This is a genomic window from Nonomuraea turkmeniaca, from assembly GCF_005889735.1.
GTDB classification, from domain to species: Bacteria; Actinomycetota; Actinomycetes; order Streptosporangiales; family Streptosporangiaceae; genus Nonomuraea; species Nonomuraea turkmeniaca.
Genome location: NZ_VCKY01000007.1, coordinates 1 through 25,422 on the forward strand (window position 1 = coordinate 1; position 25,422 = coordinate 25,422).

Sequence of the window (25,422 nt, forward strand, 5' to 3'; positions counted from 1 at the left end):
GCCTTCAGCGTGTCGTCGATCTTCACATAGAGTGCGGTGGCGAGGGTGTTCAGGTCGTTCGTCACACAATGATCTTGGACACCCTCACCCTATTTCCGCAGGCGATCCCTTGGACTCATTCGTCTAGGCGGACCAGATCGGCCATCCACTCGGCGTTGGACCGCTGATCGTCGTGCCGTTCCTCCCCGCGCATAGGACACCACCTCCTTCGCTCGACTACTTGTACTACAGGTTGACAGACATGGCGCATGGCCGTCAACCTGTAGTACAAGTAGTCCTGAAAGCTTTACCCAAGGAAGGCGCATCATGGAGACCACCACCGACGACAAAGACGCCCGCTGGCGCGTCATCGCCACCGACCTACGAGCCGCCATCCTGGACGGCCGCTATCCCCCCGGCGGCGCGCTGCCCAGCGAACCCGAACTCGTCAGGACCTACGACGTCTCCCGCCCCACCGTCCGCAAGGCCATCGACACACTCGTCTCCGAAGGACTGGCCTACGTCATGCGCGGACGCGGCTCCTTCGTCCGTCCCATGCCCGAACGCCGTACCATCCTCATCACCGATCGCGACCGGCCCGACCTCGCCGCCCCCGGCAATCACCCCGACGTCCAAGCATTCGGCTGGGACCTCGCCCACCGCGACCGCGAACCCGAAGCCCCACTCTTCACCGGCGAGAAGACCCCAGCCAACCGCGACGTTGCGATCATGCTCGGAGTCCGGCCCGGCCACCCGGTCATCCACCGCCGCAGCATGTGGCACCGAGGTCACACCGCCGCCATCCACGGTGCATCAGCCCGGCTGGAGATCAACTCCTACACCAACGCCGACATGCTCCCCGATTGGGACGACCCAAAGCGGCTTGCGCAGTACCGCAAGCGCCCCGGCCTCTTCTACCAGTCCCTCTACCGGGAACACAGCCCCGTCCGCTGGATGACCCTCACCACAGCCCGCATCGCCTATGAAGACGAACGCGCCGCTCTCGGCATGGACTACGCCGAAGCCGTCCTCATCATCCGCCGCACCATGGCCCACCCCAACGGCCACCCCATCGAGGTCACCGAGGTCAAAGCTCCCGCCAACCGCTACGAGATCGGCCACCACCGCGAACTCGCCGACGAACCGGAAGCCGACCTCAGGCCGCAGGAACTCAGCGACAACGGTATCGACCTCGTGATCTAGGCTCAGCCGTAGAGTTCGCGCATGTATCGGTTGATTCGGGGGAGCCTGCGGGCGGACTCTTCCGCATTGTCGAGCTCCCATGCCTCGTCCGTGGGGTTGGGAAGCGCGAACAACTCGAAGCCGCGAGACTCAAGGGCATCCGCTAGTTCCTCATGCCCCTTGCCCGTCGCTTGGTCCCAGGCCTTGACGGCTACGTAAGCCAGGCTTTCAAACGTGGGCCAGTCATCGTTGGTCCACGTTTGCCGGTTCCGCGCCATGACGACAAGTCGCTGGACCGCTGGTACGTCCACCAAGGCATCGGGCTCACGGGCCACCCGTTCGAAGGTCTCACGGCCCTGGCCGACGAGCCACATCTGGAAGTACCAGAAGCCGTCGTCCGACCCGTCCAAGTACAGAGCGCGCACGGCGCCCCACATCAACCATGTATCGACCTTGCGCCGAGCCGTGAGTATCCACGCGTCGAAATCGACGATCTCCTCGGCGGAACGTTGCACCAACCGCTCGTGGAGCCATTCCAGACGAGCCTCTTTACCTGTGGTTTCACGCGCAGATTGCTCGATCAGAAGCCAGAACTCGTCCACACCCATGACGAGCGATCTTGGCAGACGAGAGACAGCCAGCCAAGAGGCACCGATCGGTCAGGCAGAAACGGCGAACCCCGGCACGGCCGAACGCCGACATGGCTCCGAACTGGCTCAGAGTTTCTTTACTGGTTCAAGGCGACGGCGCTCCGCGCCGCGCGCACGGCCCCGCGCCCGCCTGCCGTCCCGGGCATGCGGCCTGGGGGCCGGTCCCGGGCGGCAGCGGCTCGGGCCGTACCACCGCACGGCCGCCGCACCGCCGTACATCCCCTGCGGCCGACCTCCGCACCGTCGCCGTTCCGCCGCCGGCCCCCACCGCTGCGCGGCCCTTCGGGTGCTTCGCATGGGCGCCGGCCGCTCCACTCACGAGAGACGAAACGACTCTTCAAGCTTCATGCCTCCGGCGGGAGCACTCCGGCACCGAGGTGGGTGATCACCTCGCACACCATCGACTCAGGCAAGCCCAGCAGCCCGCCTCCTCCGTATCAAGCCCGGCTCTGACCGCAGGACAACGCATGACCGAGGAACGGCGACCGGCCAACGTACACGCGAAGCCGGGCTTGAGACTCCGTCCCCGGCCCGCTGCCGCTACGCGGTGAGTCGACGGCGTACGAGGTGGTCAGAGGTCACGGTCCCGTCTGTCCCCGTACGAGCGTGGCGCATATCTCGCAAGCGCGCGTGGCTGTGGGCGAGAAGGAGATGGACCAACCGCAGATGGGCAGCGGGTACACCTCCCCTCCGCACAGGCTGTTCTCCGTGTCCGCTGGGACTGCGTGCTGAATCGCATCGCGGCCTGAGCCTGACAGACCGAGGCGATAGTCGTCCTCCGGGCTGTCTGGCCCGCTCTCCAGCGAGTAGATGAGTAGGTCGTCCCACTGGACAGGCCAGCGCCGCACTCCGCCCGGTAGGTCGGCCCAGTCGGCGTCCAGTTCCACTAGCGCCAACGTGCCGCTGCGTAGGATCTCCGCCACCGTCCCGCGCTGCCCTATCAGCAACTCGCCAACGGCCCGGGTACGGGCGGGACTGTGCAGCATGTCCACGATCTTGACCCGGCTTCCCAGCTTCTCGCGAGGCTCCTTCATCCAGTGCCCGCTTCCGCCGCTTCCGGGGAGGGAAGATCGCGGACCGTCTCCGAGAGGGGATGGTGCCTTCGGAGATCCGCGTAGTGGAAGGCGATCCGCCGCGCAGCCCGTGATGGCTCGACGGCCGGATGGCGCGCGTACAGAACCCGCTTGCGCCGGTCGTCCCAGCCCGCCCGCCACCAGTACCACTCGCCGTCGCACCAGACCACGAGCCCGATCCACACGGACACCAGGCTCAGCCCGTAGCCGTCGTGCACGTCGGTGGAGACGCCGTGAGCGGCGAGGGCATCGGCCAGGGTATCGGCGGCGTACTTCTCCGGTCGCGATGAGGGAAGGCTCACAGCGCCTGCTCCGCTGTCTCCTGCTCCTTCAACTGCTCGGCGAGCTGGGCGACGTCGTCCGCATCGATCGTCCGGCAGAGGCCGTGATCTACTTCGTGCTGGGATAGGTGTCGGCCGTTTCGAGTTGCCCAGAGACGCCCTGCAGAACTACGCCAAATGCACCAACCAGGAAAAGCCGCCTGGAGGTCTTCGAGAATCACCGGTGTTGGCATGTGATCAGCGTGCTTACTTAAGAGTGACGAACCCACCGCGTTATTTAGACGTCCAGGACGTTATGGCGTTACGCTCAAAACGTCCCTGACGTCCTCCCTCCCGAGGAGTACCGTGGCCAACGTCGCCCTACGCAGCGCCATGCTGAACGCCCAGGTCACGAACCAGAAGTTGGCCGACCGGTGTGGTGTGGACGTCAAGACGGTGGAACGCTGGTTGCAGGACGAGGCTCGTGTCCCGCACCTGCGACACCAGTGGGCCGCCGCAGAGGCTCTAGGAGTTGAGACAGCCGTGCTATGGCCAGACGCAATTCGCAATACGGTGAAAACGGGGCCGGATAAAGAAGTCTTGTCCGTTTACCCGTATCGTTCCGCTTGTCCGAAATCAATCTGGCGCAACCTCATCAACGCGGCGCGTAACGAGATCGTGTTCGCTGGCTACACGAACTACTTCTTGTGGCTGGAACACCCGAACCTGGCGAAGGCACTCAGGCGGAAGGCCCAGCAGGGCTGCAAGATCCGGTTTCTCGTCGGCGACCCGGAAAGCGACGTCACACGCAACCGTGAGGAAGTGGAGAACGTCCCGTTGACCGTCTCCACGCGTATCCGGATCACGCTGTCGGAGATCGAGCAGCTCCGAGACGTCCCCGGCATCGAGGCCCGGTACGGTGACGAGCACATCGCCATGAGCGTGTTCCGGTTCGACGCGGAGATGCTCGTTACGCCCCATCTGGCCAAGCTCGTCGGTCACGACTCGCCGATGCTGCACCTGCGGCGGTACCAGGACGATGGCCTGTTCGACCGATTCGCCTACCATGCCTCCGAGCTGTGGAGCAACGGCCGTGACGTGTGGCAGCAGCCCCAGCCCACGGGCCAGGTCCTGGGTGACTAACTGAGTGACGATCGGCCCGGACGGCCCTGGACTCCAGGGGACCATACGGGATCGTATTCCCAGGTGGGGGCGGGTATCGGACGTGATCCCACCCCCTTGTGATGTGCCTGGGGGTCAAGGGGTCGCAGGTTCAAATCCTGTCGTCCCGACGGTGGAACGAGGCCGGTCGTCTTGGGTGAAAGCCCAGGTAGACCGGCCTTCTGTCTCTCTTGACGATCATGCTGATCATCTAGACCGCCTTCAGCTTGGGACCAGTTTGGGACCAGCCCGTGGTGAGATGGGCGCTCAGGGCAGCGCTCGCCGCGCTTCGTGACCACGCCGATCGCCTGGACGCCGGCGTCCGCGGCCACGAACATGTCCTCAGAGGACACGCTGATCAGCGTGCAGTCAGACGGTTCCGCGTCCAGCGGCGACCACCAGAATTTGAAAGCGCCATCGTTCTCGGGCCGCTGGATCATGCGTGATCACGCATGATGGACCAGGTCTGTAAGCCCGCCCGATGCTTCTGGCAGGGAAAACTCCCGCACCTGGCCAAAGGCGGCTGTTACTTGGAGGCCGGTGTGACCGCCAACGGACAGCAGCCCGGAGATGCCCGAGGCCTCCTCAGAGGTTCGGCTGGCATCTCGGCGGGCTTCGCGGGTGTAGCGACGCAACTCCTCGGCTTGGGCTGCGAGCTTGTCGGGGTGGGGAGCCCGGGCCAGCCCCTCCTCCAAGGCGGATTCAGCGGCGTGAGGATCGCTTCGGCTGCGGTGACGTCTCCGTTCAGCAGTGCGTCGGAGGCGCGGTGTTTGATCTCCTGGGCCTCCAGGAACAGCCGCTCGGCCCGCACGACAGGGTTGGGAACGCGTCCGGCAGCCTGGTCGCCGGGCACCATGTTGACCGAGGTCGGCGTGGTGACCGTATAGGTGGCCGGGGTCTGGGTCTCGGCGTAGGCAAGACGATTTCGGCGACGGTGGCCAGGCCAAGGGCCTCGCCGAGCTCGGTCATGATCTAGGTGCTGGGCAGTCCGCCGTACAGCAGCACCGAGGTGACCGGGCGTGCGGCGTGATGGTGATCGAGGCGGCCTGAACCACCTTGGACAGCAGGCCAGTGACTTCGGCGGCGATGAGTTGGACGGCGGTGGCGGGGTCTTCGGCGTGCAGGGAGGTGCCGCCGTCGGCGATGGCGGCCATGAGGCGCTCGTCGTGCCCCCGGCCGTCGTCTCAGTCAGCGGTGATCAATGACCGCGCGTGCCGAATCCTGACGCGGACGTGGCTGCCGATCGGGGGAAGCTCGGTGGTGAGCACGTCGCCGGGATGCAGGCAGGTCAGCGGGCCGGTGGAGGTATCGACGTCGACGCGGGTGGCGATGCCGAGTGCGACGGTTCGGCGCAGGGTTCCGGTCACCACCCGCACATCATCGGTTTGGACGGCGTGGCTGTCGGACGGGTCGAGAAGGAGTTGGGTGTGCTCGGGCCGCGCCGCGAGGGTGAGCGTTCGGCCGGTGAGAGCTGGCGGGAGGAGGTTGGTGTAGCCGAGCAGTCGGGCCGTGTCGGCGTCACTGGGGTGGTCCAGCACCTGGGCGGTCGGGCCGTGCTGGCGGATCCGGCCGTCGATCAGCAGCGCGGTGTCCTCGGCCAAGGCAAGGGCCTCCTCCCGGTCGTGGGTGACCAGGATCGTGGCGGTGGGCTGCCCGGTCAGCGCGGCGCGCAGGTCGGCGAGCAGATCGGCGCGGGTGGTGCTGTCCAACCCGCTGAACGGCTCGTCGAGCAGCAGTACCCGAGGTCCGACCGCGAGTGCGCGGGTGATGCTGACCCGTTGAGCCTCGCCTATGGACAGGCTGCGGGCATCCCGGTCGGCGAGGGGCGCCAGGCCGAGCGCCTCGATCCACGGCCATGCGCGGATTCGGGCCTCGCGGCGGCTCATGCCGCGAAAACGCAGTCCGCTGATCACGTTGGCGGCCACCGTGCCGCGGCGCAGGATCGGCCGTTGCAGCACGGCGGCGATCGCGTCGCGCATCAGTGACCGTGTCGCGGGGCGGCCGTCGAGCAGGATCTGGCCGCTGACGCGGTGGCTGCTGAGCAGGCCAAGCGCGCGCAGCAGGGTGGACTTGCCGGCGCCGTTGGGGCCGAGCACGGCCAGCGTGCGCCCCGAAGCGACGTGCAGTTCCGGCGCGCTGAGCAGTTCCCGGCCTCCGGCGTGTACGCGCAGGTCTCGGCACCCGATCCCGGTGCTCAGGTCGCTCACCGCAGCACTGTCCGTCGCTGTTGCATCAGAGTCAGCGACAGGTTCACGGCGAACGCGATCAGCAGCAAGATCATGCCGAATGCGATGGCGAGCGAGAACTGGCCCCGGCTGGTCGCCAGTACCGCAGCTGTGGTCAGCACCCGGGTCTGCCCGGCCAGGTTGCCCCCGACCATCTGCGCGGCCCCGACTTCACTGACCACTGCGCCGAACGCGGCCATTGCCCCGGCCAGCAGCGGCAACCTGGCCTCGCCCAGCAGCGCCGCGAACGCGCGGATCGGAGTCGCGCCCAGAGCCTGCATCTGAACCCGGAAGTCGGGATCGACCTGTTGCAGCGCGGCCGCGACCAGGGCGACCACGATTGGGGTGGCGATCGCGGCCTGAGCGATGACCATCGCGGTCGGGGTGTAGAGCAGTTCGAGCCCGCCGAGCGGCCCGCTGCGCCACAGCAGCACGGTGACGAACAGGCCGACCACGACCGGTGGCATGCCCATCCCTGTATTGGCTGCCGCCAGGACCATCCGCCGGCCTGGGAAGCGGGCCAGCGCCAGGGTCGCGCCCAGGGGCAATCCGATCAGCAGGGCGATCGCGGTTGCGGTCAACGAGACTCGCAGGGTCAGCATGATGATCGACCAGCTGTCCTGGTCCCCGGAGAGCAGCAATCTGATCGCGTCTAACAGCCCGTCGAACAGCACGTCCATCAAGTAACTCCCCCGGCCATGCTCACTGGCCCAGTTCCGCCTCGTCCGCGCCCGCGTCCGGGGTGAACAGCGGTTGGCCGAACTTCGCTCGGCCGAACGCACCGATGAGCCGCTGCGCGGGCGGGGCGACGATCCAGTCGGCGAAGGCCTTCGCGCCGTCGGGCTGCACCCGATCGCCTGCCTTCTTGGTCATCTCGATGACGTGGTAGACGTTGAGCAGGCCCGGATCGCCCTCGCTGAGCACCTCCAGCGCCAGAGTGCCGCGCTGGGTGACAAAGGTGGCCCGGTCCGACAAGGTGTAGGCGGCCTTCTCACTGGCGACCCGCAGGGTCTCGCCCATGCCCTGCCCGGTGGACTGGTACCACGATCCGCCCGGGGGCACCGCGGCCTTGGACCAGAGGTCCTTCTCCTTGGCATGCGTACCTGACTCATCGCCCCGGGAGATGAACACCGCCTGTGCGGCCGCGATCTTCTTCATCGCCTCAACGCTGCTCGTGCCTCGTATCTTGGCCGCGTCGGCCCGTGGACCGACCAGCACGAAGTCGTTGTGCATCACCAGCCGTCGCGAGCCGGCGCCGCCCTCGGCCACGAACTTCACCTCCGCTGCGGGGGAATGCACCAGGAGCACGTCGGCCTCCCCGCGACGGCCCAGCTCGATGGCCTGCCCACTACCGACTGCCAGGGTCTTGACCTGCCAGCCGCTGTCGCGGGTGAACGCCGGCAACAGCTCATCGAGCAACCCGCTGTCCTGGGTGCTGGTCGTGGTGGCCAAGATCAGCGACTTCTCCGCCGAAGCGTTTGACGCCGGCCCGGTGGAGGACGGGGCGGTCCCACACCCGGCCAGTAAGACAGTCGCGACCCACGCGAAAACGGCCAAGAGCCGTTGAATCATCATTGTGGCCCTATCTGTGCTACTTCAGAGCAGTGCAGCAAGTGTAAATTGTGCAAGCGTGACCCGATATCGGGAGATCTGCACCGACCTTGCCCACCGGATAGGCGCGGGGGCCCTCCACCCAGGCGACGAACTGCCGGGGGTCCGCGATCTCGCCCAGCAATGGCACACCACCGCCTCAACCGTCAGCCGAGCGCAGCGCCGGCTGGCCGACGCCGGAATGCTCGAGTTGGCCGACCGTCGCCGTGCACGCATAGCCCCCGGCGCTGCGCTCGCTGCCCGGCGGTTCCTGCACGCGGACTCGGTTTTCACCCTCGCGGGCAGCGACGATCCCGCTCTCGACCTCCTCACCGGCGCGCTGGACGGAAAGCTGAGAATCGTCGCACGCGAGGGCAGTGTCGCCGGCCTCGGCGCGGTGCGCCAGGGTCGCGTCGACGGTGCCGCGATCCATCTGCTGCACCACACCGGGGTCTACAACGCGCCTTTCGCGCTCGGAATGTTGCGCGGCCTGGAACCGCACCTGATCCATCTCTGGCGACGCGAGCAAGGGCTGATCGTGCTGCCGGGCAACCCCCACCACATCACCGGCATCGCCGATCTCGCAGAGCGGCGGGTCGCTACCCGACGCCCAGGTACCGGGACCCGAATCCTTCTGGACCGGCTGCTCCTCGCCGCCGGTCACGACCCGGACAGGCTCCGGGGACCGCAGGTAGGGACCCATCTCGAGGTTGCTCTGGCCGTCGCCACCGGCACCGTCGACGCCGGCCTCGGAGTCCGCTCCGCCGCGACCGATCTGGACCTCGAGTTCATTCCCCTGACTTGGGAGGACTTCGACATCGGGCTAGTCGGGCACGCCCTCGACCCGGCTGCTCATCTCATCGCCGCGCTGCACACGCCGGCCCTGCGTGACAGGATCTCCTCACTCAGCGGCTACGACACCTCCAGGTCCGGCGTCGTCACGAAACTCTCCGACACGGACCCGAGTGGGCCTCCTGTGCCGGGACGTGGCCAGCGCCGCCGAGCGGTCCCGGACACCCTCTCGCCGGAAAGCGCAGGCACTCTATGACGACCGGAGCACCTGCGGGCTCGGTGACGTGCCCGCAATCGTCATCCAGCACACCGGGCAGGTAGTTGTGTTGCCGCCCTCCACCCAGATCTCCCGGCGCCGGATCGCCTTGCGCAGCGCCACCAGCGCACAGCTCGTACGGATACGCTCGACACAGCTGCGCTCGTCGGCCACCGCCCGTTCTCCTGGCGCGCAGCCTTCCTGGTCGCCGGCTATCTGATGCTCCCAGGTCGGCGCCACCGGCGGGCTGCCGCTCCTCGTCGCGGGCTTCATCGTCCTGTATCCCGCCGTCGCCCCCTCGATGGCGCTGACCACCAACCTGGTCGTCGGCTCGGTGCCGCCGAACAAGGCGGGCGCGGCCTCCGGGCTTGGCCACCACCTGCAGCGATCTGGGCATCTCACTCGGCATCGCGATCCTCGGCAGCATCGCCGCCGCCGTCTACCACGGCCAGGTCGGCGCCGACCTGCCCGCCGGCCTGCCGCCCGAGGCCGCCGCGGCCGGCCGTGACAGCCTCGACGGCGCGGTCGCCGCGGCGCAGACGCTGCCGGGCGAGCTGAGCAGCGCCATGCTCGCTCCCGCCCGGGCGGCGTTCGCCGGCGGGCTCAACACGGCGGCCGTCGCCGCCGCGGTCATCGCCGCCGCCGCGGCGGGTTGCTGGCGGAGGTGACCGATGCCGAGATCGGCCAGGCGCCGCAGAGCTGGCCTCGCTGCTCCTGGCTCCCGGCGGAATCCTGTACGCGTGGGAGCCGACCCGAGCAGGCCCCGCTCAGCCTTCCTGCGATCAGCCTCCTGGAGCGGGGATTCGACCAGCTGGACGGGGAACCTCAGGCGGCGGCGCAGCCCGCTGCTCGGTCGCAAGTTCGACCGGCGGGCCGTGCAGCGGCTGCTCGACACCGGCCAGGCGGCTCCGGGCTCGTTCGCTGTTCGGCTCGCCCGGGACGAACGCCGATCGCTCAGCACATGCTTATTCATACGGTTCGTCGGGCACGGCCATCGGTTCGATGCGGGAAACGGTCATCTCGGGCGGAGTGTAGGTGCCCGTTCTCCGGGGACTTCGCGGGATCCAGGTGCCGGTGACTCGTACCCAGGAATCGGTCGCGGGCGCGGGGGCGCCTTTCACCATGACCTGCATCGTGAGGGCGTCGGCGGCGCAGCAACTGATCCGCATGCGTGTCAGGTACCACGCGTCGTCCCGTCCGGACGGGACGACGAAACCGGTCAACCGGACGGTCTTGCCCCGCAGGGATCCACTGGGGTCGTCCCAAGCCAGATTGGCAAACTCGATCATGCTCAGCACGTTCACCCGGCCGTCTTTGAGCACGGTGGGGCGGGCCTCGACGAGAGTGGGCGGAGGCACGTGGGAGGTCTGCTCGGACTGCCGGACGGCGAACGAGCCGAGGGCCGGGGGAGCGACCAGGAAGATCATCGCGAGCGGAGCCACCAGCATCCACGCCACCCGGTGCCCTCCCGCGTGCTTGTGTTCGTGTTTGCGCGTGGGGACGACCGCATCGCGACCGAGCATCTGTGCCAAGTACGTCTCCTCGGCCGCGCGAGCGCGGAGGAGCTCCTTCTGGCGCGTTGCGCTCCTGCACCTGTGGTGGTCCAGAGCCAAGGCGGCCGCGGCCAGGACGACCAGCACCACGCCCGCCGCGATCACCAGCGGCCGGAACCCCGGCTTGACGTAGTTGGCGAAGTCCGCGGAGAAGGCGGAGATCTTCAACAGCGCCCCGCCGAGCAGGAGGAGCAGGAGGTTCTGCGTGACCCGATTCACCGGCGCAACCCTATTCGTACGGCTCCGCCGGCCGCTCGACGGCGGTCACAGCGGTCGCGGCCAGGGCCGGAACCACGTAGTCATCGGGCACCCCGTCCCGCCACGGAACCCAGGTGCCCGTGACCGCCACCCACGAGTCCTCCGCCGGGGCGGCCGCCCCCTGGACCGCGACCTCCAAGGCGAGCGCGTCGGCGGCGCAGCAGCGGATCCGCATCCGGGTCAGATACCAGCTCCTGCCGTCCTCGGCCGGGACGGCGAAGCCGATCAGCCTGACCTTCCTGCCGGCGAGCGACGGCCCCGGCCTCGCGTAGGCGCGCCCGATGAACTCGCCCAGCGTCAGCTCCATCACCTCGCCTCCCGTCAACGCGCTGTAGCCCCCGGTCCGGACGAGCGCCGGCGGGCCGTCGCCGTGCCTGGCCGCGAAGGCGCCGAGCGCGGGCGGGGCGATCAGCACGATGGCGAACACTGGCACGGCCAGCAGCCACGCCACCCGTGGCCCACGCTGGTGGGCGCCGGGCCGGTCCACCAGCCCGGCGACGACGGACAGCAGGCCGAGAACCGCCAGCACCGCACCAGCGCCCACGAGCAGCGGTCGGAAACCGGGCTTGACGTAGTTGACGTACGTCGTGGAGAACGCGGAGATGCTCAGCACTGTCGCACCGAGGATCAGCAGGACGGCGCCCTGCGTCTGGCGGCTCACAGCAGTGCCCAGCCTGCGACGAAGCTGACCCCGATGGCGAGGACCAGCGTGAGCGGCGCGAAACGCCAGGCGAAGGCCCGGCCGAAGGTGCCCGCCTGCAGGGCGATGAGCTTCAGGTCCACCATCGGCCCTACCACCAGAAACGCCAGCTTGGCCGTGGGGGAGAACGCCGTGAACGACGCCGCGACGAACGCGTCGGCCTCCGAGCAGATCGACAGCAGCACCGCCAGGAACGCCAGCACCAGCACGGACACGACCGGCACCCCGGCCACCGCGGTCAGCCAGTCGCGGGGGATCACCACGTTCAGGGTCGCCGCGGCCAGCGCGCCGACCACCAGGAACCCGCCGGCGTGCAGCAGGTCATGACGCATCGCGTCCACGAACACGCTCATCTTGCCCTCGCCGGTCTCGACGGTCCGGCGGGGCGTCGGCAGCCACGCGGTGCGCCCGAACCGGGCCCAGGTCCAGCCGGCCAGCACGGCCACCGTCAGCGAAGCGGCGAATCTGGCCACCACCATCGACGGGTCGTCGGGGAAGGCCACCGCGGTGGCCACCAGCACCACCGGATTGATCGCCGGTGAGGCCAGCAGGAATGCCAGCGCCGCCGGAGGCGCCACACCGCGCGCCATGAGCCCGGAGGCCACCGGCACCGACGCGCACTCACAGCCGGGCAGCACCGCCCCCGCCATACCCGCCACCGGCACCGCCGCGTAGGTGCGCCGGGGCAGCGCCCGCGTCCAGAACGAAGCGGGCACGAAAGCAGTGATGGCCGCCGACAACGCCACGCCCAGCACCAGGAACGGCAGCGCCTGCACGCACACCGCCACGAACACGGTCGCCCAGGTCTGCAACGCCGGGTGTGTCAGGTACGGCGCAAGCAGGAACCGTCCCGCTGCCAGCAAAGCCACGAGGACAAGAAAAGCCCAGGGCAGCCGGAACCCACCCGAGTCCCGCTGTGACCCGGACTCCGGCGGCAGGTCACTCTGCAAGACCGGCCGATCTGCCGCGCTCGGCTGCGACATCACCCTCCCCACCCGCACCAGGTACGCGGAGCAGACTAACCCGGCTGTCGCACCACCTACACCCTGATGGCGCACAAGGCCCAAGCCCGCGACCGCGCTGACGGTGACGGGGGCGCCCCGCCGGCCTCGCGAACCTGCACGGTGAACGATCCCCGCGCCCAGGTAAGGCGTGGCCGAACAAGGCATGTTCGGCGAAGTACACCCGCCAGGTTCGCGACGACGCCGACCACCGAGGCGGTGAACACATGCCCGGAGTCCCGCCAGCGTAATTACGTCGTTGTACCGAATCCTGCAGGGCACGCTTCTCCACCTGGGAAACTCCTCGCCGTTTTCAAGGCCAGTTCATGTATGTGTCGGAAGGAGACGACGGCAGCTATCGCTGACAGTAGGAGCACGCTTGCGGTAGTGGTCCGCTTGAACGAGCCGCTGTTCAGCGAACGTACTGCCATACCCGTGCAGGGCATTTGACCTGTGAAAACCGCTACCCCTACGTTCTGGGGGTCAAGGGGTCGCAGGTTCAAATCCTGTCGTCCCGAGCAGGTTTTCGCTGGTCGAGCAGGGTGTCACTCATCAGGGTGGCACCCTTTCGCATTGCTGGGTGACTAACTGAGTGACTACGGGGCGGATCTGCTTGCGGTCGACGGCTTCCGTCACAGCCGTGCCGCTGTGGCCGACCAGGCGGGCGATGTCTTCCAGGGGACGCAGGAGTCGGAGAGGAGTGAGAAGAAGCTGTGGCGCATCTCGCGGGGCGTCCAGTAATACGCGGGCATCCCGGCGTCCTTGACGATCTTCCCGAACGATTATCATCGCGCGCGGTAGCCGCGGGCGGTTGTTCCGCCCGCGGCTGCGGTCAGATCATTGGACGGTGATCTTGTCCACTTCGACGGTGATCCCGCGGACCTGCGGTGTCGAGGTGGCCGTCGTCACCTTGCCGACGCCCGGGCTGACCCCCTTGACCTTCATCGAGTACGTCAGGGTGCCGCCGGGAACCGCGGGTGTGCTCTTGACGACGAGGTCTTCGGTGGGCGGCCCGGTGATCTGGTCGCCTGCGGTGCCCTCCTGGTTCTCGGCGCCCACGGTCAGGCCGTAGCTCGCCGGGGGTGCGCCGGGCAGGTTGGCCGGGTCGTAGGCGTAGCTGACGTCCTCCGTGCCGTTGAGCCCGATCCACTGCTGGAACACCTTGGTGTCGGTGGTGCCGAAGAGGTTCAGCCGCCACTCCACCACCAGCCACCTGTTGGCCCCGCTGGACAGGATCGTGGCGAGAATGCCTGGGGCGCCGGTGCCGTCGAGGTCGGTCCAGTAAGGGGCGAGCACGCCGTTCGGGCGTGCCGGGTCGGGCAGCGTTTGCGGGGTAAAGGTGATGTCGCCGGAGGTGGCGCCGCCGGCGACGCTGTAGCCGTTGGAGGTCACGCCGAGCCTGGTGTGGCTCTGGCCGGCGAAGGTGAACGCGGGAAGGGTGAAGTTCACCGCCTGCTCGTCACCGACCGGGATCGGGGTGACGCCGAAGGTGTCCAGCGGGACGTACCCGGCCGGTCCGGCGCCCGGTGCGATCGTCGGCCTGGCGGGCTGCCTGGCGGCCAGTGTCGCCTTCGTGGTCGCGACCTGGGTGCCGATCTTGGTGGCTCCCGTGACGCTGTTCAGGCGCAGGCGGGCGTCGAGCGTGCTGAGCGCGGTCACCTCCGCGTTCTCGAGCGTGTTGTTCTGCACGGTGACCGTGCAGGTGGACTCGCCGGTGTTCCTGGCGATGGTCTCCGGCGCGCAGGTCTGGTCGACCGGCACCGCGCCCTCCTGGCGGAAGAACGCCACGGGCAGGTGCAGCGCGCGCGAGCCGCCGACCTGCTTGAGGTCCACCTGGCCGAAGTACTGCCCGTCGGGCAGGTCGGGCGCGGTGATGACCACGCTCAGCTTGGCGCTCTTGCCCGGCGCGACGGAGAAGCGCGGCGGCAGCACCGTGATGTCGGCGCCGCTGACGGTCTTGCCCGAGGTGGTGAACGTGAGCGTCCTGTTCGTCACGTTCGTGACCGTGCGCTTGGCGGTGATGACGCCCGGCATGGTCGGGGCGTTCACCGACGGGAGGTTGAGGTCGATCCGGTTGAGCGGGTCGGCGGCCGAGGCGACGAAGCCGGCCGCGCTCTCGTCCAGCGTCAGACCGGGGTCGCCGGCCTTGGTCAGGTCGATGCGCCCGCCGCCCATGTCGAACGGGTCCGCCGGGGTGGTCCGGTCCTGCTTGGTGACCGTGGTCTTCGCCGTGGTCTCCAGTGCGGACTTCACCTGTCCGGGTGTCCAGCCGGGATGCAGGGCGAACAGCAGCGCGGCCGCCCCCGCCACGTGCGGCGCCGACATGGACGTGCCCGAGATGACCTGGTACAGGTTGCCGGGCGGTCCTTCCGGAGGCGACTCGGGGGTCGGGGTCATGCCCGCCATGATGTGCAGGCCGGGGGCGGTGACGTCCGGCTTGAGGAAGTCCCCGCCGGGGCCGCGCGAGGAGAAGTGGGTGATCGCGTCGCCCTGCCAGGTGCTCTTGGCGCCCTGGGTGAAGGACGCGGCGGCGTCCGGGTGCGCGGACAGGAAGCTCAGCAGGGTGTCGGCCTCCGGCTTGTCGACGTGCACCGACGGGATCCAGTGGGCGTCGGTGAATACGTCGAACGGGAAGCTGTTGTAGAGGATCATCCCGGCCGCGCCGCCCTGCATGACGTTGTAGCCCTTCAGCACCCGGTTCGGGCCGCGTTCGCAGGCGACGATCTTGCCGGTGAACAGCCCGGCGGGCGCCGGGGCGTCACACAGCGGCCGCGAGTACGGCGGCGCCGAGGCGAGCACCACGGGCAGCGGCGAGCCGATCCCCGGCGTGATCGAGGCGCCCTTGATCGTCGCCGTGGCGCCGCCGCCGGTCAGCGTGATCGTGGACTGGAACGTCCTGGTCTGCGTGGAGGCGGCCACCGTGGTCGTCCAGGGGCCGAGGTGGTCGGTGGTGTCCGGGCCGGGCCCGGAGTTGCCCGCCGACGCCGAGACCAGCACGCCCGCCGCGTACGCGTCGAGGAACGCCAGCTCCACCGGGTCGCTGTACGGGTCGCTGCCGCCGGAGATCGAGAAGTTGATGACCCGGACGCCGTCCAGGATGGCCCGCGCCACCGCCTGTGCCGAGTCCGAGGGGAAGCAGCCCTCCGCTCCGCACACCTTGTAGACCGAGACCGCGGCGCCGGGCGCGATGCCGTGGATCGGGCCGCGGCTGATGCCCAGCGGGTTCGCGTCGGCCACGGGGCCGCCGGCGGACGTGCTCGCGGTGTGGGTGCCGTGGCCGTTGGAGTCGCGGGCGCTGTCGGGGTAGACCTCGCCGCCGAAGACCGCGTTGTACGTCTCCAGGAACGGTTGCCCGCCGACGAGTTTGTTGTTGCAGGTGAACGGGTCGCCGGCCGGAGTCGTCGGGTTGTCGCCGAAGTCGCACACGCGCGGCGTGCCGTCCTTGGTCGGCCCCGGATCGGGCAGGCCGGATCGGGCGGCGAAGGACGGGTGCTCGGGCCAGGCGCCGGAGTCCAGCACGCCCACGATCACGCCCTTGCCGGCCGAGTCGCTGCCGCCGAGCTTGCCGTAGACGGTGGGCGCGCCGATGAAGGCGGGACTGGAGTCAGTGAGGAGCTGCTGAGGCTTGTCCTCCTGCACGGCGACCGCGCCGGGCAGCTTCAGCACTTCGGCGGCCTTGTCGCCGGGGATGCGCAGCGCGATGCCGCCGTACACCGTCCTGATCCGCTGGCCGACCTCGGCCCCGGGGACCTTCCTGGTCAGCTCGGCGAGGAAGGCGTTCTCGACCTCCTCGATGTGCTCGCCGTACCTCCTGGCCTCGGAGCTCCTGGTGTCGAGGGCCCTGCCGGTGACGGCCGGGCTCGTACCGGGCAGGCCGGGCAGGCCGCCCTGGTAGGCGGCCAGGGAGTCGTAGTCCAGCTTGACCACGACGTTGACCGGCTTCGATGAGGTGTTGCGCAGCAGGGCCGGGTCGCTCTTGGCGAGCTTGCCCGTCGGGGACTTGGCGCCGTCGACGACCTCGGCGGGGGTGAGGGGAGTGGACGTCCACTGCTTCGCCGACGGGGACGGGGTCGGGGGCGTGGGTGTTGCCAGGGCCGCGGCCGGGCCCATGGCGACGACGACGCTCAGCCCGACGGAGACCGGGACAAGCCGCCGCACGCGGGATAAGAGGGCGCTGGAAGACACGAAGTACCTCCGCTTTGAGGGGGCTGCGTGGACCCGCCAGGCCGCCCGGGAGGTGTCGTGTCACTCCGTACACAGGCACACCGGAGAGATCACTGACCCTCCCCGGTGGGTGACGAGTGGAACGTCTGCCCGGTAGGGCGTCGGTTCCGAACCGGAGTGTAAGCAGCGATCTCCTGACCGGGAACCCTACTGACTTGCCAGAATCCTGTCGGCGATCCGGCACATTTGGTCATAGGGGCGTGTCGAGCAGGCAGCGAGGAGTCCCGTGCAACTCGTCGGTGACCACGCGACCGGCCACCCCGAACACCTCTGCCAGCAGCTCCGGCGTGATCACGTCCTTCGGCTTGCCGTCTGCCCACACCCGTCGCCCGTGGAGCGCGACGATGCGTTCGGCGAATCGGGCGGCGTGGTCCAGGTCGTGCAGGACGGTCACGACGGTGAGGCCGCGCGTCGCGCGCAGGGTTCTCACCAGTTCGAGGACCTCCAGCTGGTGGCGGATGTCCAGGTGCGCGGTCGGCTCGTCCAGGAGCAGGATGCCGGTGTCCTGGGCCACGGCCAGCGCCAGCCGTACGCGCTGGCGCTCGCCGCCGGAGAGTGTGTCGAGGACGCGGTCGGCGAGGTGGGCGACTCCGGTCAGCTCCAGCGCCTGCTCCATGGTGTCCGATTCCCACAGCAGGCCCAGCGGTCCCCGGTGCGGGTATCGGCCCTGGCGGACGAGCTGGCGCACGGTCAGCGCGGGAACGGGCGGAAGGCTCTGGTGCAGGACCGCCAGCCGCTGGGCCACCTGCCTGCGGGACAGGGTCCCGAGCTCCGCGCCGCCGAGCAGGATGCGGCCGGACGACGGCTTGAGCAGGCCCGCGATCAGGCGCAGCAGCGTGCTCTTGCCGCATCCGTTGACGCCGACCAGGGCCACGAACTCGCCTGGCTCGATGGTGAGGTCGACCCCGGCCAGGAGCGGGCGCGGGCCGTACGAGAAGTGCAGGTCCTGGACCATGACGCTCATTGCGATCTTCCCAGTCTGATCAGGATGGCGGAGCCGGCCAGAGCGGTGATCACGCCGGTCGGGACGCCGAGCCGGTGTGTGCCGTTGAGGAGGTGGCCGGCGAGCTGGGCGAGGGTGTCCGCGCCGGCGAGCGCGATGGCCCCGGCGACGGCCGCGGTGAGGACGCCGCCGCCCAGCCTGCGGGCGACGTGCGGGGTGACCAGGCCGACGAAGGCGATCGCCCCCGACAGGCTGGCCGCACCCGCGGTCAGCGCGATCGCCACGGTCAGCGCCACGGCCCGGCCGAGGCCGGGGTGCAGGCCGAGCGAGGCGGCGTGATCGTCGCTGGGGGACAGGACGGCCAGCATTCCCGAGCAGGCCCACGCCACGGCGATGCCGCCGGCGATCCACCAGGAGGCGACGGCCAGGTGTTCCCACACCCGCCCGTCCACCGAGCCGATCAGCCAGCGCAGCGCGTTGCCGAATCTACTGGGCTGGTAGGCCAGCAACATCGTCGTCAGCCCGGCCAGCAGCGCGCTGCCGAGCAGGCCGTGGACCACCAGATTGGCCGGGTCGCGGTGGGCCGACAACAACCAGGTGATCCCGCCGCCCAGGGCGCCTCCGGCCAGCGCGGCGAGCAGTGCCCCCGCCGCGGAGTCGGCGGGGAACAGGCCGAGGGTGAGCCCTCCCAGGATGCCGAGCACCGCGCCGGGGTTCACGCCGGAGAACTCGGGCGCGGCCAGCGGATTGCGCAGCGTCGCCTGCAGCACGAATCCGGAGACGCCCATGGCCGCGCCGGTGAGCAGCGCGGTGAGCAGCCGCGGCACGCCCAGCTCCCACACGATCTTCTCGGCCTGGCCGTTCACCGTGCCGTCGAGCAGGCCGGCGATCGCGCCGAGTGGCTGTCCGGAGACGGCCAGGTGCGTGGCCGCGACGACGAGGAACAGTATGGCCACCGCGGCCACGCGCCCGGACCCGGCCCTGGGGACGGCCGTGGTGTGGGTGCCCGGCTCATCGGGGACGTCAGCGGGCGTCCGCCTTCTCGCGAGCGTCATGCGGGTGCTCGCCTTCGCAGCAGGAGGGCCCCTGTCAGCACGCCGGCCAGCGCCGTCCACGCCCCGAGAGGGGTCTCCACCGGAGCGAACGCCAGCCGCGCCGCCACGTCGGCCGTCAGCGTGACCAGCGCGCCCAGCGCGGCCGACCAGGGCAGCCAGACCCGGATGCCCGCATGCGGGCGCAACCTCCTGGCCACCACGGGGGCCAGGAATCCGACCCATGCGATGGGGCCGCAGGGACCCGTCACGACGCCGATCAGCAACGCCGACACCGCGAGGACCCCCAGCCGGGCCCGGTTCACGCGGCTGCCGAGAGAGGCGGCCGCGTCGTCCCCGAGGCGCAGCAGGCCGAGCGCGGGCACGCAGAGCACCACGAGCGGGATCGCGGCGGCGAACCACGGCAGCGTCCTGGAGGCCTGCTCCCACATCAGGCCGGACAGGCTCCCGACGAGGTAGCGGAAGAGCATGTCGTACTGGAGGCGGTCGGCGGTGGCCATCACGGCCAGCAGCAACGCCTGGATGCCGGTCGACACCGCCGCGCCGATCAGCAGGACGCCGCCGGCGGTCCGGCCCGTCCTGGCCGCGGCCAACGTGACGAGCCCGCCGCACGCGGCGCCCAGGAGGCCCGCCAGCGGATACAGCGAGAGCGGCACGGGCAGAGCCCACACCACGCACACGCTCACGGCCAGCGCGGCCCCGGTCGAGACGCCGATCATCTCGGGCACGGCGAGCGGGTTCCTGAGTGACTCCTGCAGGAGCAGCCCGGCCGTGCCGATCGCGGCGCCGCCGGCCAGGCCGATCAGCACCCGGGGGACGCGCAGCTCCCACACCACGACGTACGCGATCGAATCGGGGGAGGCCGAGAGGAGGTCCTGCGGGGCCACGAACGGCGTGCCCAGGCACAGACCGGCCAGGGCCACAACGGCGAGGCCGAGCCCGGCCGCCCACGGCGCGACCGCGACCGGACGCCCGGCGGCCTTCGCCGGACGTCCATCGAGCGCAGTGCTCACCCGGTGGCCTTGGCGAGCGCTTCGTCCAGGATGATGCCGAACGCCCTGGTGCCGCGGCCCGACGCCCACAGCTCGGTCGGCACCTCGAACACCTTGCCCGACGCCACCGCCGGAACGCGCTCCCACACCGGATTGTCCTTGTAGCTCTCGGTGACCGAGGTCCCGAACGACTGGACGAAGATCACCTGGGGTGCCTTGGCCAGGATCTCCTCGATGCTGTAGGCCTGCGCGGTCTCGAAGCCGCCGCCCTTGCTGGGCCAGGGATAGGCGAAGAAGCGTGACATGAAGTGGCCCAGCACGTCTTCGGTGGTGTTCACGCCCACCGAGGTCCCGCCGTACATCGCCAGCACCGGCCTTTTGTCCAGCCCCGCTGCCTTGGCCCGGGCGACCCCTTCGGCGAGTTTGGCGCGGAACCTGCTCTCGGCCGCAGCCTGCTGCTCCCCCCGGTCGGTGAGCTGAGCCAGCGCACGCAGGTATCCGACCGAGTCCTCGTACGACTTCACCTGCACCACCCACAGCGGCGCGAACTTCTCCACGGCCGTCCTGAGCTGGTCGTGCACCCCGGCGAGTCCGATCACCAGGTCGGGCTTCGCCTCGGCGATCTTGGCGACGTCCTCGCCGCCGAAGCTGCCAGGGATGACCGGAACGGCGGCGCCCTTCGCGCCCAGGTAGTCGGGGCGGGACAGCAGCTTGGGCAGAGTTGTGGCCACCGGCGTCAGGCCCAGCTCGACGAGTGCGTCGTCGCACAGGCCCGTCAGGCAGACCACGCGCTCAGGCTTCTTGGGCAGTGTGAACGTCTTGCCGTGCGGATCGGTGACGGTCAATGCCGCACTGACCGGAGTCACCGGCGAGTCGGTCGAGACCGAGGGTTGCGGCTTCGCCGAGGATGCGGCGCTGGTTCGCGGACCGCTCTGGCCACAGGACGCCACCAGGGCCAGTGAGATCAGGGCGATGAAAAATCCCTTCATCGCCGGTCGGCCCCGTCGGCGTCCGCGACCGCCGGCCAGGCCTGTTGCCCGCCGAGGGAGAAAGCGCCGCAGCGCATGGAACCTCCAGATGTGAAAACCATTATCAACACTAGACAGTGAAAATAGTTATCATTTACGCTCGCTTCGCATCAAGGGGCAAGGTCGAACTTCCCCGGATCAGGAAGGACGGCTGTTGGAGAGCAAGGACAGCACGTGATCGTTCATCGCCGGCTGCTGCAGCTGGCCGACAGCGTGAAAGGGCCGATCGCGGCCTGCGTGGGGCTGGGACTGGCGGTCAGCGCCGCCTATGTCGCCCAGGCGGTCCTGGTCGCCGCGGCGCTGGCGGCCCTGGTGCGCGGGGATGCGCCAGCCGCGGTGCGCCTGCTCGCCTGGGCGTTTGCCGTGATCGCCTTACGCGCGGCGCTGCTGTGGGCCAGGGAGACGGTGAGAGTGTGGGCGGGCGCGCTGATCAGGGCCAGGCTGCGCGACCGGCTGATCGTCCACCTGAGCCGGCTGGGCCCCGCCCACCTGGCCGGCGTCCGCACGGGGCACGTCCAGACCACGCTGGTCGACGGCGTCGAAGGGATGGACCCGTACTTCAGCCGCTATCTGCCGCAGGTCGTGGTCACCTTCTGCGTGCCGGTGGCGTTGGTCGGCTGGCTGTTCTCGGTGAACGCGGCGGCCGCGACGATCCTGGGCGTCGCCGTGGCGGCTGTCCTGATCATTCCCAGGTTCTGGGACGCCACGTTGCTCAGGCGGGGCCGCGGTCGCTGGGCCGCCTTCGCGGAGCTGGCCGCCGACCATCTGGAGGCGATGCAGGGCATGGCCACGCTGCGGGCGTTCGGGGCCGTCGGCACGCTGGGGACGCGGCTGGCCGGGCGGGCGCACGACCTCTATCTCACCACCATGCGCCAGCTCAGGATCTCGCTGGTGGAGACGGGGGTGAGCGCCTTCTTCATCCAGGCGGGCACCGCCGGGGCCATCCTCGCGGCGACGACGGCGGGCAGCGCGTGGGAGATGTTCGCGGTCCTGGTGATCGCCGTGGAGTGCTTTCGTCCCGTGAAGAACCTCTCCGAAGCCTGGCACGCCGGATATCTCGGGATAACGGCGGTCGATGGCGTCGAGGACCTGCTGTCGGCGCCCCCGACGGTCGAGGACCGCGGGACGCGGCACGACCTCCCCTCGGCACCCGCCATCAGGTTCGAAGACGTCACCTTCACCTACCCGGGCTCGAAATCTCCCGCCGTACGCGAGGTCGACTTCACCGTCGAGGCCGGTCAGACCGTCGCGCTCGTCGGCCCGTCCGGCGCGGGCAAGAGCACCCTGGCCGCCCTCCTGCAGCGCCACTACGACCCCGACCGGGGAACGATCAGCGTCGGCGGGGTCGACGTCCGCGACCTCACGCTCGACGCGCTGCGCGGCGGCGTCGCGGTCGTGGCGCAGGACACCTATCTCTTCCACGGCACGGTGGCCGAGAACCTGCGCCTGGCCCGCCCGGACGCCACCGACGAGGAACTGACCGCCGCCGCCCGGCTGGCCTGCGCCCATGACTTCATCGCCGAGCTCCCCGACGGCTACGACACGCGGCTGGGCGAACGTGGGGCGACGCTCTCGGGCGGGCAGCGGCAGCGCCTGGCCATCGCGCGGGCGCTGCTGGCCGACGCCCCCGTCCTGGTGCTCGACGAGGCCACCTCGCACGTGGACGCACGTACCGAGCAGGCCCTGTCCGAGGTGCGGCGGGGGCGTACCTGCCTGATGATCGCCCACCGGCCCGACACCATCCGTCAGGCCGACCGCGTGGTGGCCCTGGAGAACGGAACCGTCCTGGAGACCGTGGCATGACCCCGTCCATCCGCTGGCTCGCGGGCGCGGTCGGCGCCCACCGCCGGGCCTTCTTCTCCACCCTTGTCGCGAACCTGCTGGGCCAGCTCGCCGCGCTCGGCGCGGCCGTAGCCGGCGCCTGGCTGGTGGGCCGCGCGATCAGCGGGCAGAGCGCGCCGCTCGACCTGGCCGGCGCGGTGCTCGGCGGGCTGGTGGCGGTGGCGGTGCCGGCGGCGTGGTGGGAGTCGTACGTCGCGCACGATCTGGCGTACCTGGTGCTGGCCAAGCTCCGCGGGCAGGTGTACGACGCGGTCGCCAGGATCGCCCCGGCCCGCCTGCTGGGCCGCCGCAGCGGGGACCTGTCGGCGGCCGTGCTGTCGGACATCGAGACCCTGGAGTGGCTCTTCGCCCATACCTTGGCGCAGCTCATCACGGCGGGCACGGTGCTGGCGGCCGGGAGCGTGGCCGCCGCGATGATCGACCCCCTGTTGCTGCTCGTGTCGCTGCCGCTCGCGGCGTGCGTGCTCACCGTGCCGCTGTGGCTGCGCAAGGCCTCCCGCGCGCAAGGCGATGAGCTACGTGCCGCCACCGCCGAGCTGACCTCCGACGTGGTGGACACCGTGCAGGGCATGCGCGAGTTGACGGCCTTCCGCGCACTGGAGCGCCGCAGGGACCTGCTGGCGCGCAAGACGAGCCGGCTGGCGCGCGCCCAGGCGGCGAACGCGGCACGCGGCGGGCTCGAGGCGTCCGTCACCGACCTGCTCATCGCCGTCGCGGCGGCCGGGACACTGCTGCTGATCGCGACGGTGATCCGGTCCCCTGGAGACGCACCGGTGGCCATGGTGCTGGCGGCCAGCTCGCTCGGCCCGGCGGCGCAGGTGGCGCTGCTGCTCAAGGAGTACGGCACCCTGCGTGCGGCGGCCGATCGGGTGCACACGCTGGTCACCGCGCCCGCCAACGTGCCCCCGCCGCGAGAGGTTCTCGAGGTTTCCGCCCAGCCGGACGTGGTCTTCGAGGACGTGCGCTTCCGGTACACGCCCGACGGACCCGAGGTGCTGCGCGGGGTGTCCTTCCGCATTCCGTACGGCAAGACCGTCGCTCTGGTCGGCGCCTCCGGCGCGGGCAAGTCCACCTGCGTGTCACTGCTGCTGCGCTACTGGGATCCGGACAGCGGCCGCGTCCTGGTGGGCGGTGTGCCGCTGCCACGCATCGCCGGCCTCCACCGGCACGTCACGGTGGTGCCGCAGGACGTGCACCTGTTCGCCGGCACGATCGAGCACAACGTACGGCTCGGCGCCCCGGGCGCCGACGTGGCGAGCGCCCTGCGCACCGCCCAGCTCGCCATCGACCCGGCAGTGCCGGTGGGCGAGCGGGGCGTCACGCTCTCCGGCGGCCAGCGCGCCAGAGTGGCCGTCGCCCGGGCGCTCGCCACGGGCGCGCCGGTGCTCGTGCTCGACGAGGCGGTGGCCAACCTCGACACCGACAACGAGGCCCGCCTGGCCGAGGCGCTCCGGGAGGCGGCCGCCGGCCGGGCCACGCTCGTCATCGCGCACCGCCTGTCCACCATCCGCAGAGCGGACCACATCGTGCTCCTGGAGGAAGGACGCGTGGCCGCCGAAGGCTCTTACGACGAGCTCAGCGAGCGGCTGTCCCACCTGTTCGCGCGACAGTCGTGAAGGTCGCCCACGACGTGGTCAGACCGGCTGAACGCCGGCACTTAAGGCTTGCGGGCGGGTAGCAACGCCAGCCCGATCGGCAGATCGGCCGGCTCCTCGGGGATCAGTCCCGCCTTGACGAGCAGCTCGGCGTACTCCTCCTCGGTCCGTTCCCGTCCGGTGGTCATCACGAGCATGTGGAGGTCGAAGGCGAGGGTGAGGACGGGATCACGATGGGTGGGGATCATTCGCTCGATCACGAGCAGTCGCGCGCCGGGCGGCATGGCGGCCGCGCAGTTGCCGAGGATGGTCTGGCACTGCGCGTCGTCCCAGTTGTGGAGGGTCCGGGACAGCACGTAGAGGTCGCCGCCGGGCGGGACCCTGGCGAAGAAGTCTCCGCCCACCGTCTCGCAGCGCGACGCCATGCCCAGCGTCGCCAGGTGCGCGGAGGCGGCCGCCGCGACCTCGGGCAGGTCGAGCAGCACGCCCCGTGCGTGGGGGGCGGCCTGGAGCAGGACCGCCAGCAGTGCGCCGTTGCCGCCGGCGACGTCGACGACGGTGCGGACGACCGACAGGTCGCACGCCTCGGGAACGGCCCGCATGAAGGCCGCGGTGGCGGCCATGCCCTCGTTGTAGATCGCGGCTGCGTCGGGACGGGCGCCCAGGTGGTCGAAGACGGAGTTGCCGAAGGCCTGGTCGAAGGCGGGGGTGCCGGTGCGCAAGGCCTTGTCCAGATGCTCCCAGGCGCGGGCGAAGTAGTCCTCTCCGTACAGGACGGCCAGTCCGCGCAGCGATCCCTCGACGCCGGTGCGGAGCAGCCGGCCAGAGGAGGTCAGGCCGTAGGCGGGGCCGGGCCGCCGCTCTAACAGGTCCAGGCCGGAGAGCAGGCGCAGCAGCCGGGACAGGGGCTCGGCTTTGAGGCCGAGCGTGTCGGCGAGCTCGCCCGCTGACCTTGGTTCGCCGGCCAGCGCGTCGAACAGGCCGAGACGGGTCGCCGTGTAGACCGCGCGGGCGGTCCAGGGCGAGATCAGCGTCGTGAGCAGGCGGGTGGCTTCGTCGTGCATGG

General features: G+C 70.0%; 24 protein-coding genes. 7 read left to right on the plus strand and 17 right to left on the minus strand.

Annotation, left to right across the window (positions count from 1 at the left end; translation table 11 throughout):
• Nucleotides 1-306: 306 nt before the first annotated feature.
• Nucleotides 307-1,182, plus strand: coding sequence for a GntR family transcriptional regulator (locus ETD86_RS03205; protein ID WP_138664564.1), 876 nt, complete (start codon nt 307-309; stop codon nt 1,180-1,182).
• A gap of 2 nt (nt 1,183-1,184) precedes the next feature.
• Here ETD86_RS03205 and ETD86_RS03210 read toward each other — a convergent pair whose 3' ends face one another.
• The 3 genes from ETD86_RS03210 to ETD86_RS03220 form a co-directional block, all read right to left on the minus strand.
• Nucleotides 1,185-1,769, minus strand: a complete 585-nt coding sequence (locus tag ETD86_RS03210) for a DUF4240 domain-containing protein (protein WP_138664565.1) — start codon at nt 1,767-1,769, stop codon at nt 1,185-1,187.
• A 620-nt stretch (nt 1,770-2,389) separates the two neighbouring features.
• A complete protein-coding gene (locus tag ETD86_RS03215) occupies nt 2,390-2,845 on the minus strand; it encodes a hypothetical protein (RefSeq protein WP_138664566.1) in 456 nt (151 codons plus the stop codon).
• On the minus strand, nt 2,842-3,186 hold the full coding sequence (locus tag ETD86_RS03220; RefSeq protein ID WP_138664567.1) for a hypothetical protein: 345 nt from the start codon (nt 3,184-3,186) through the stop codon (nt 2,842-2,844). The genes ETD86_RS03215 and ETD86_RS03220 overlap by 4 nt, the downstream gene beginning before the upstream one ends.
• Here ETD86_RS03220 and ETD86_RS58980 point away from each other — a divergent pair.
• Together ETD86_RS58980 and ETD86_RS03230 are read left to right on the plus strand one after the other, a co-directional pair.
• Nucleotides 3,171-3,293, plus strand: a complete 123-nt coding sequence (locus ETD86_RS58980; protein ID WP_281286866.1) for a hypothetical protein — start codon at nt 3,171-3,173, stop codon at nt 3,291-3,293. The two genes, ETD86_RS03220 and ETD86_RS58980, sit on opposite strands and share 16 nt — an antisense overlap.
• A 217-nt stretch (nt 3,294-3,510) precedes the next feature.
• Entirely contained in the window at nt 3,511-4,287 is a 777-nt protein-coding gene (locus ETD86_RS03230; RefSeq protein ID WP_138664569.1) for a hypothetical protein, read from the plus strand.
• Between the two features lie 983 nt (nt 4,288-5,270).
• On the opposite strand, the gene ETD86_RS03235 is transcribed toward ETD86_RS03230, so the two are convergent.
• From ETD86_RS03235 to ETD86_RS03250, 4 genes are read right to left on the minus strand one after another with little or no spacing between them, the layout of a single operon-like run.
• Nucleotides 5,271-5,459: a hypothetical protein gene (locus ETD86_RS03235; RefSeq protein ID WP_138664570.1), complete on the minus strand. Its 189-nt coding sequence runs from the start codon at nt 5,457-5,459 to the stop codon at nt 5,271-5,273.
• 30 nt (nt 5,460-5,489) lie between these two features.
• On the minus strand, nt 5,490-6,512 hold the full coding sequence (locus ETD86_RS03240; RefSeq protein WP_170222854.1) for an ABC transporter ATP-binding protein: 1,023 nt from the start codon (nt 6,510-6,512) through the stop codon (nt 5,490-5,492).
• Nucleotides 6,509-7,210 carry an ABC transporter permease gene (locus ETD86_RS03245; protein WP_138664572.1) on the minus strand — a complete coding sequence of 234 codons (702 nt, stop codon included), beginning with the start codon at nt 7,208-7,210 and terminating at the stop codon, nt 6,509-6,511. Before ETD86_RS03245 ends, ETD86_RS03240 begins: the two co-directional genes overlap by 4 nt.
• Nucleotides 7,211-7,232: 22 nt before the next feature.
• Entirely contained in the window at nt 7,233-8,105 is an 873-nt protein-coding gene (locus tag ETD86_RS03250) for an ABC transporter substrate-binding protein (RefSeq protein ID WP_138664573.1), read from the minus strand.
• A gap of 55 nt (nt 8,106-8,160) precedes the next feature.
• Here ETD86_RS03250 and ETD86_RS03255 point away from each other — a divergent pair, with 55 nt between their 5' ends.
• A complete protein-coding gene (locus tag ETD86_RS03255; RefSeq protein ID WP_138664574.1) occupies nt 8,161-9,168 on the plus strand; it encodes a substrate-binding domain-containing protein in 1,008 nt (335 codons plus the stop codon).
• Here ETD86_RS03255 and ETD86_RS03260 read toward each other — a convergent pair.
• Nucleotides 9,163-9,441, minus strand: coding sequence for a hypothetical protein (locus ETD86_RS03260; protein WP_138664575.1), 279 nt, complete (start codon nt 9,439-9,441; stop codon nt 9,163-9,165). The genes ETD86_RS03255 and ETD86_RS03260 overlap by 6 nt on opposite strands.
• Nucleotides 9,442-9,536: 95 nt before the next feature.
• Here ETD86_RS03260 and ETD86_RS03265 point away from each other — a divergent pair, with 95 nt between their 5' ends.
• Nucleotides 9,537-9,836, plus strand: coding sequence for a hypothetical protein (locus tag ETD86_RS03265; protein WP_138664576.1), 300 nt, complete (start codon nt 9,537-9,539; stop codon nt 9,834-9,836).
• 297 nt (nt 9,837-10,133) lie between these two features.
• Here the strand turns inward: ETD86_RS03265 and ETD86_RS03270 are convergent, their stop codons facing one another.
• From ETD86_RS03270 to ETD86_RS03310, 8 genes are all read right to left on the minus strand, one after another.
• Entirely contained in the window at nt 10,134-10,940 is an 807-nt protein-coding gene (locus tag ETD86_RS03270; protein WP_138664577.1) for a TIGR03943 family putative permease subunit, read from the minus strand.
• A gap of 10 nt (nt 10,941-10,950) precedes the next feature.
• Nucleotides 10,951-11,640 carry a TIGR03943 family putative permease subunit gene (locus ETD86_RS03275; protein WP_170222855.1) on the minus strand — a complete coding sequence of 230 codons (690 nt, stop codon included), beginning with the start codon at nt 11,638-11,640 and terminating at the stop codon, nt 10,951-10,953.
• Nucleotides 11,637-12,662 carry a permease gene (locus ETD86_RS03280; protein ID WP_138664579.1) on the minus strand — a complete coding sequence of 342 codons (1,026 nt, stop codon included), beginning with the start codon at nt 12,660-12,662 and terminating at the stop codon, nt 11,637-11,639. The genes ETD86_RS03275 and ETD86_RS03280 overlap by 4 nt, the downstream gene beginning before the upstream one ends.
• Before the next feature lie 855 nt (nt 12,663-13,517).
• Nucleotides 13,518-16,865 (minus strand): S8 family serine peptidase, encoded by a 3,348-nt coding sequence (locus tag ETD86_RS58985; protein ID WP_138664580.1) that lies wholly within the window; start codon nt 16,863-16,865, stop codon nt 13,518-13,520.
• 229 nt (nt 16,866-17,094) lie between these two features.
• On the minus strand, nt 17,095-17,868 hold the full coding sequence (locus ETD86_RS03295) for an ABC transporter ATP-binding protein (RefSeq protein ID WP_138664581.1): 774 nt from the start codon (nt 17,866-17,868) through the stop codon (nt 17,095-17,097).
• A complete protein-coding gene (locus ETD86_RS03300) occupies nt 17,865-18,902 on the minus strand; it encodes a FecCD family ABC transporter permease (RefSeq protein WP_138664582.1) in 1,038 nt (345 codons plus the stop codon). The genes ETD86_RS03295 and ETD86_RS03300 overlap by 4 nt, the downstream gene beginning before the upstream one ends.
• Complete coding sequence (locus tag ETD86_RS03305) at nt 18,899-19,912, minus strand: FecCD family ABC transporter permease (protein WP_211369800.1); 1,014 nt, start codon at nt 19,910-19,912, stop codon at nt 18,899-18,901. The genes ETD86_RS03300 and ETD86_RS03305 overlap by 4 nt, the downstream gene beginning before the upstream one ends.
• Nucleotides 19,909-20,757, minus strand: coding sequence for an ABC transporter substrate-binding protein (locus ETD86_RS03310; protein ID WP_170222856.1), 849 nt, complete (start codon nt 20,755-20,757; stop codon nt 19,909-19,911). Before ETD86_RS03310 ends, ETD86_RS03305 begins: the two co-directional genes overlap by 4 nt.
• Before the next feature lie 336 nt (nt 20,758-21,093).
• Here ETD86_RS03310 and ETD86_RS03315 point away from each other — a divergent pair, with 336 nt between their 5' ends.
• Together ETD86_RS03315 and ETD86_RS03320 are read left to right on the plus strand one after the other, a co-directional pair.
• Entirely contained in the window at nt 21,094-22,722 is a 1,629-nt protein-coding gene (locus tag ETD86_RS03315) for an ABC transporter ATP-binding protein/permease (RefSeq protein WP_138664584.1), read from the plus strand.
• Nucleotides 22,719-24,377: an ABC transporter ATP-binding protein gene (locus ETD86_RS03320; protein ID WP_138664585.1), complete on the plus strand. Its 1,659-nt coding sequence runs from the start codon at nt 22,719-22,721 to the stop codon at nt 24,375-24,377. The genes ETD86_RS03315 and ETD86_RS03320 overlap by 4 nt, the downstream gene beginning before the upstream one ends.
• A 41-nt stretch (nt 24,378-24,418) precedes the next feature.
• Here ETD86_RS03320 and ETD86_RS03325 read toward each other — a convergent pair whose 3' ends face one another.
• Complete coding sequence (locus ETD86_RS03325) at nt 24,419-25,420, minus strand: methyltransferase (RefSeq protein ID WP_138664586.1); 1,002 nt, start codon at nt 25,418-25,420, stop codon at nt 24,419-24,421.
• Nucleotides 25,421-25,422: the final 2 nt, after the last annotated feature.

Excerpts from the sequence above, each read along its gene's own strand:
- ETD86_RS03210 (WP_138664565.1), bottom strand. The coding sequence starts at position 1,769 with ATGGGTGTGGACGAGTTCTGGCTTCTGATCGAGCAATCTGCGCGTGAA.
- ETD86_RS03245 (WP_138664572.1), bottom strand. The coding sequence starts at position 7,210 with ATGGACGTGCTGTTCGACGGGCTGTTAGACGCGATCAGATTGCTGCTC.
- ETD86_RS03300 (WP_138664582.1), bottom strand. The coding sequence starts at position 18,902 with ATGACGCTCGCGAGAAGGCGGACGCCCGCTGACGTCCCCGATGAGCCG.
- ETD86_RS03215 (WP_138664566.1), bottom strand. The coding sequence starts at position 2,845 with ATGAAGGAGCCTCGCGAGAAGCTGGGAAGCCGGGTCAAGATCGTGGAC.
- ETD86_RS03320 (WP_138664585.1), top strand. The coding sequence starts at position 22,719 with ATGACCCCGTCCATCCGCTGGCTCGCGGGCGCGGTCGGCGCCCACCGC.
- ETD86_RS03250 (WP_138664573.1), bottom strand. The coding sequence starts at position 8,105 with ATGATGATTCAACGGCTCTTGGCCGTTTTCGCGTGGGTCGCGACTGTC.
- ETD86_RS03295 (WP_138664581.1), bottom strand. The coding sequence starts at position 17,868 with ATGAGCGTCATGGTCCAGGACCTGCACTTCTCGTACGGCCCGCGCCCG.
- ETD86_RS58980 (WP_281286866.1), top strand. The coding sequence starts at position 3,171 with ATGAGGGAAGGCTCACAGCGCCTGCTCCGCTGTCTCCTGCTCCTTCAA.
- ETD86_RS03235 (WP_138664570.1), bottom strand. The coding sequence starts at position 5,459 with ATGGCCGCCATCGCCGACGGCGGCACCTCCCTGCACGCCGAAGACCCC.
- ETD86_RS03260 (WP_138664575.1), bottom strand. The coding sequence starts at position 9,441 with ATGAAGCCCGCGACGAGGAGCGGCAGCCCGCCGGTGGCGCCGACCTGG.
- ETD86_RS03280 (WP_138664579.1), bottom strand. The coding sequence starts at position 12,662 with ATGTCGCAGCCGAGCGCGGCAGATCGGCCGGTCTTGCAGAGTGACCTG.
- ETD86_RS03325 (WP_138664586.1), bottom strand. The coding sequence starts at position 25,420 with ATGCACGACGAAGCCACCCGCCTGCTCACGACGCTGATCTCGCCCTGG.
- ETD86_RS03205 (WP_138664564.1), top strand. The coding sequence starts at position 307 with ATGGAGACCACCACCGACGACAAAGACGCCCGCTGGCGCGTCATCGCC.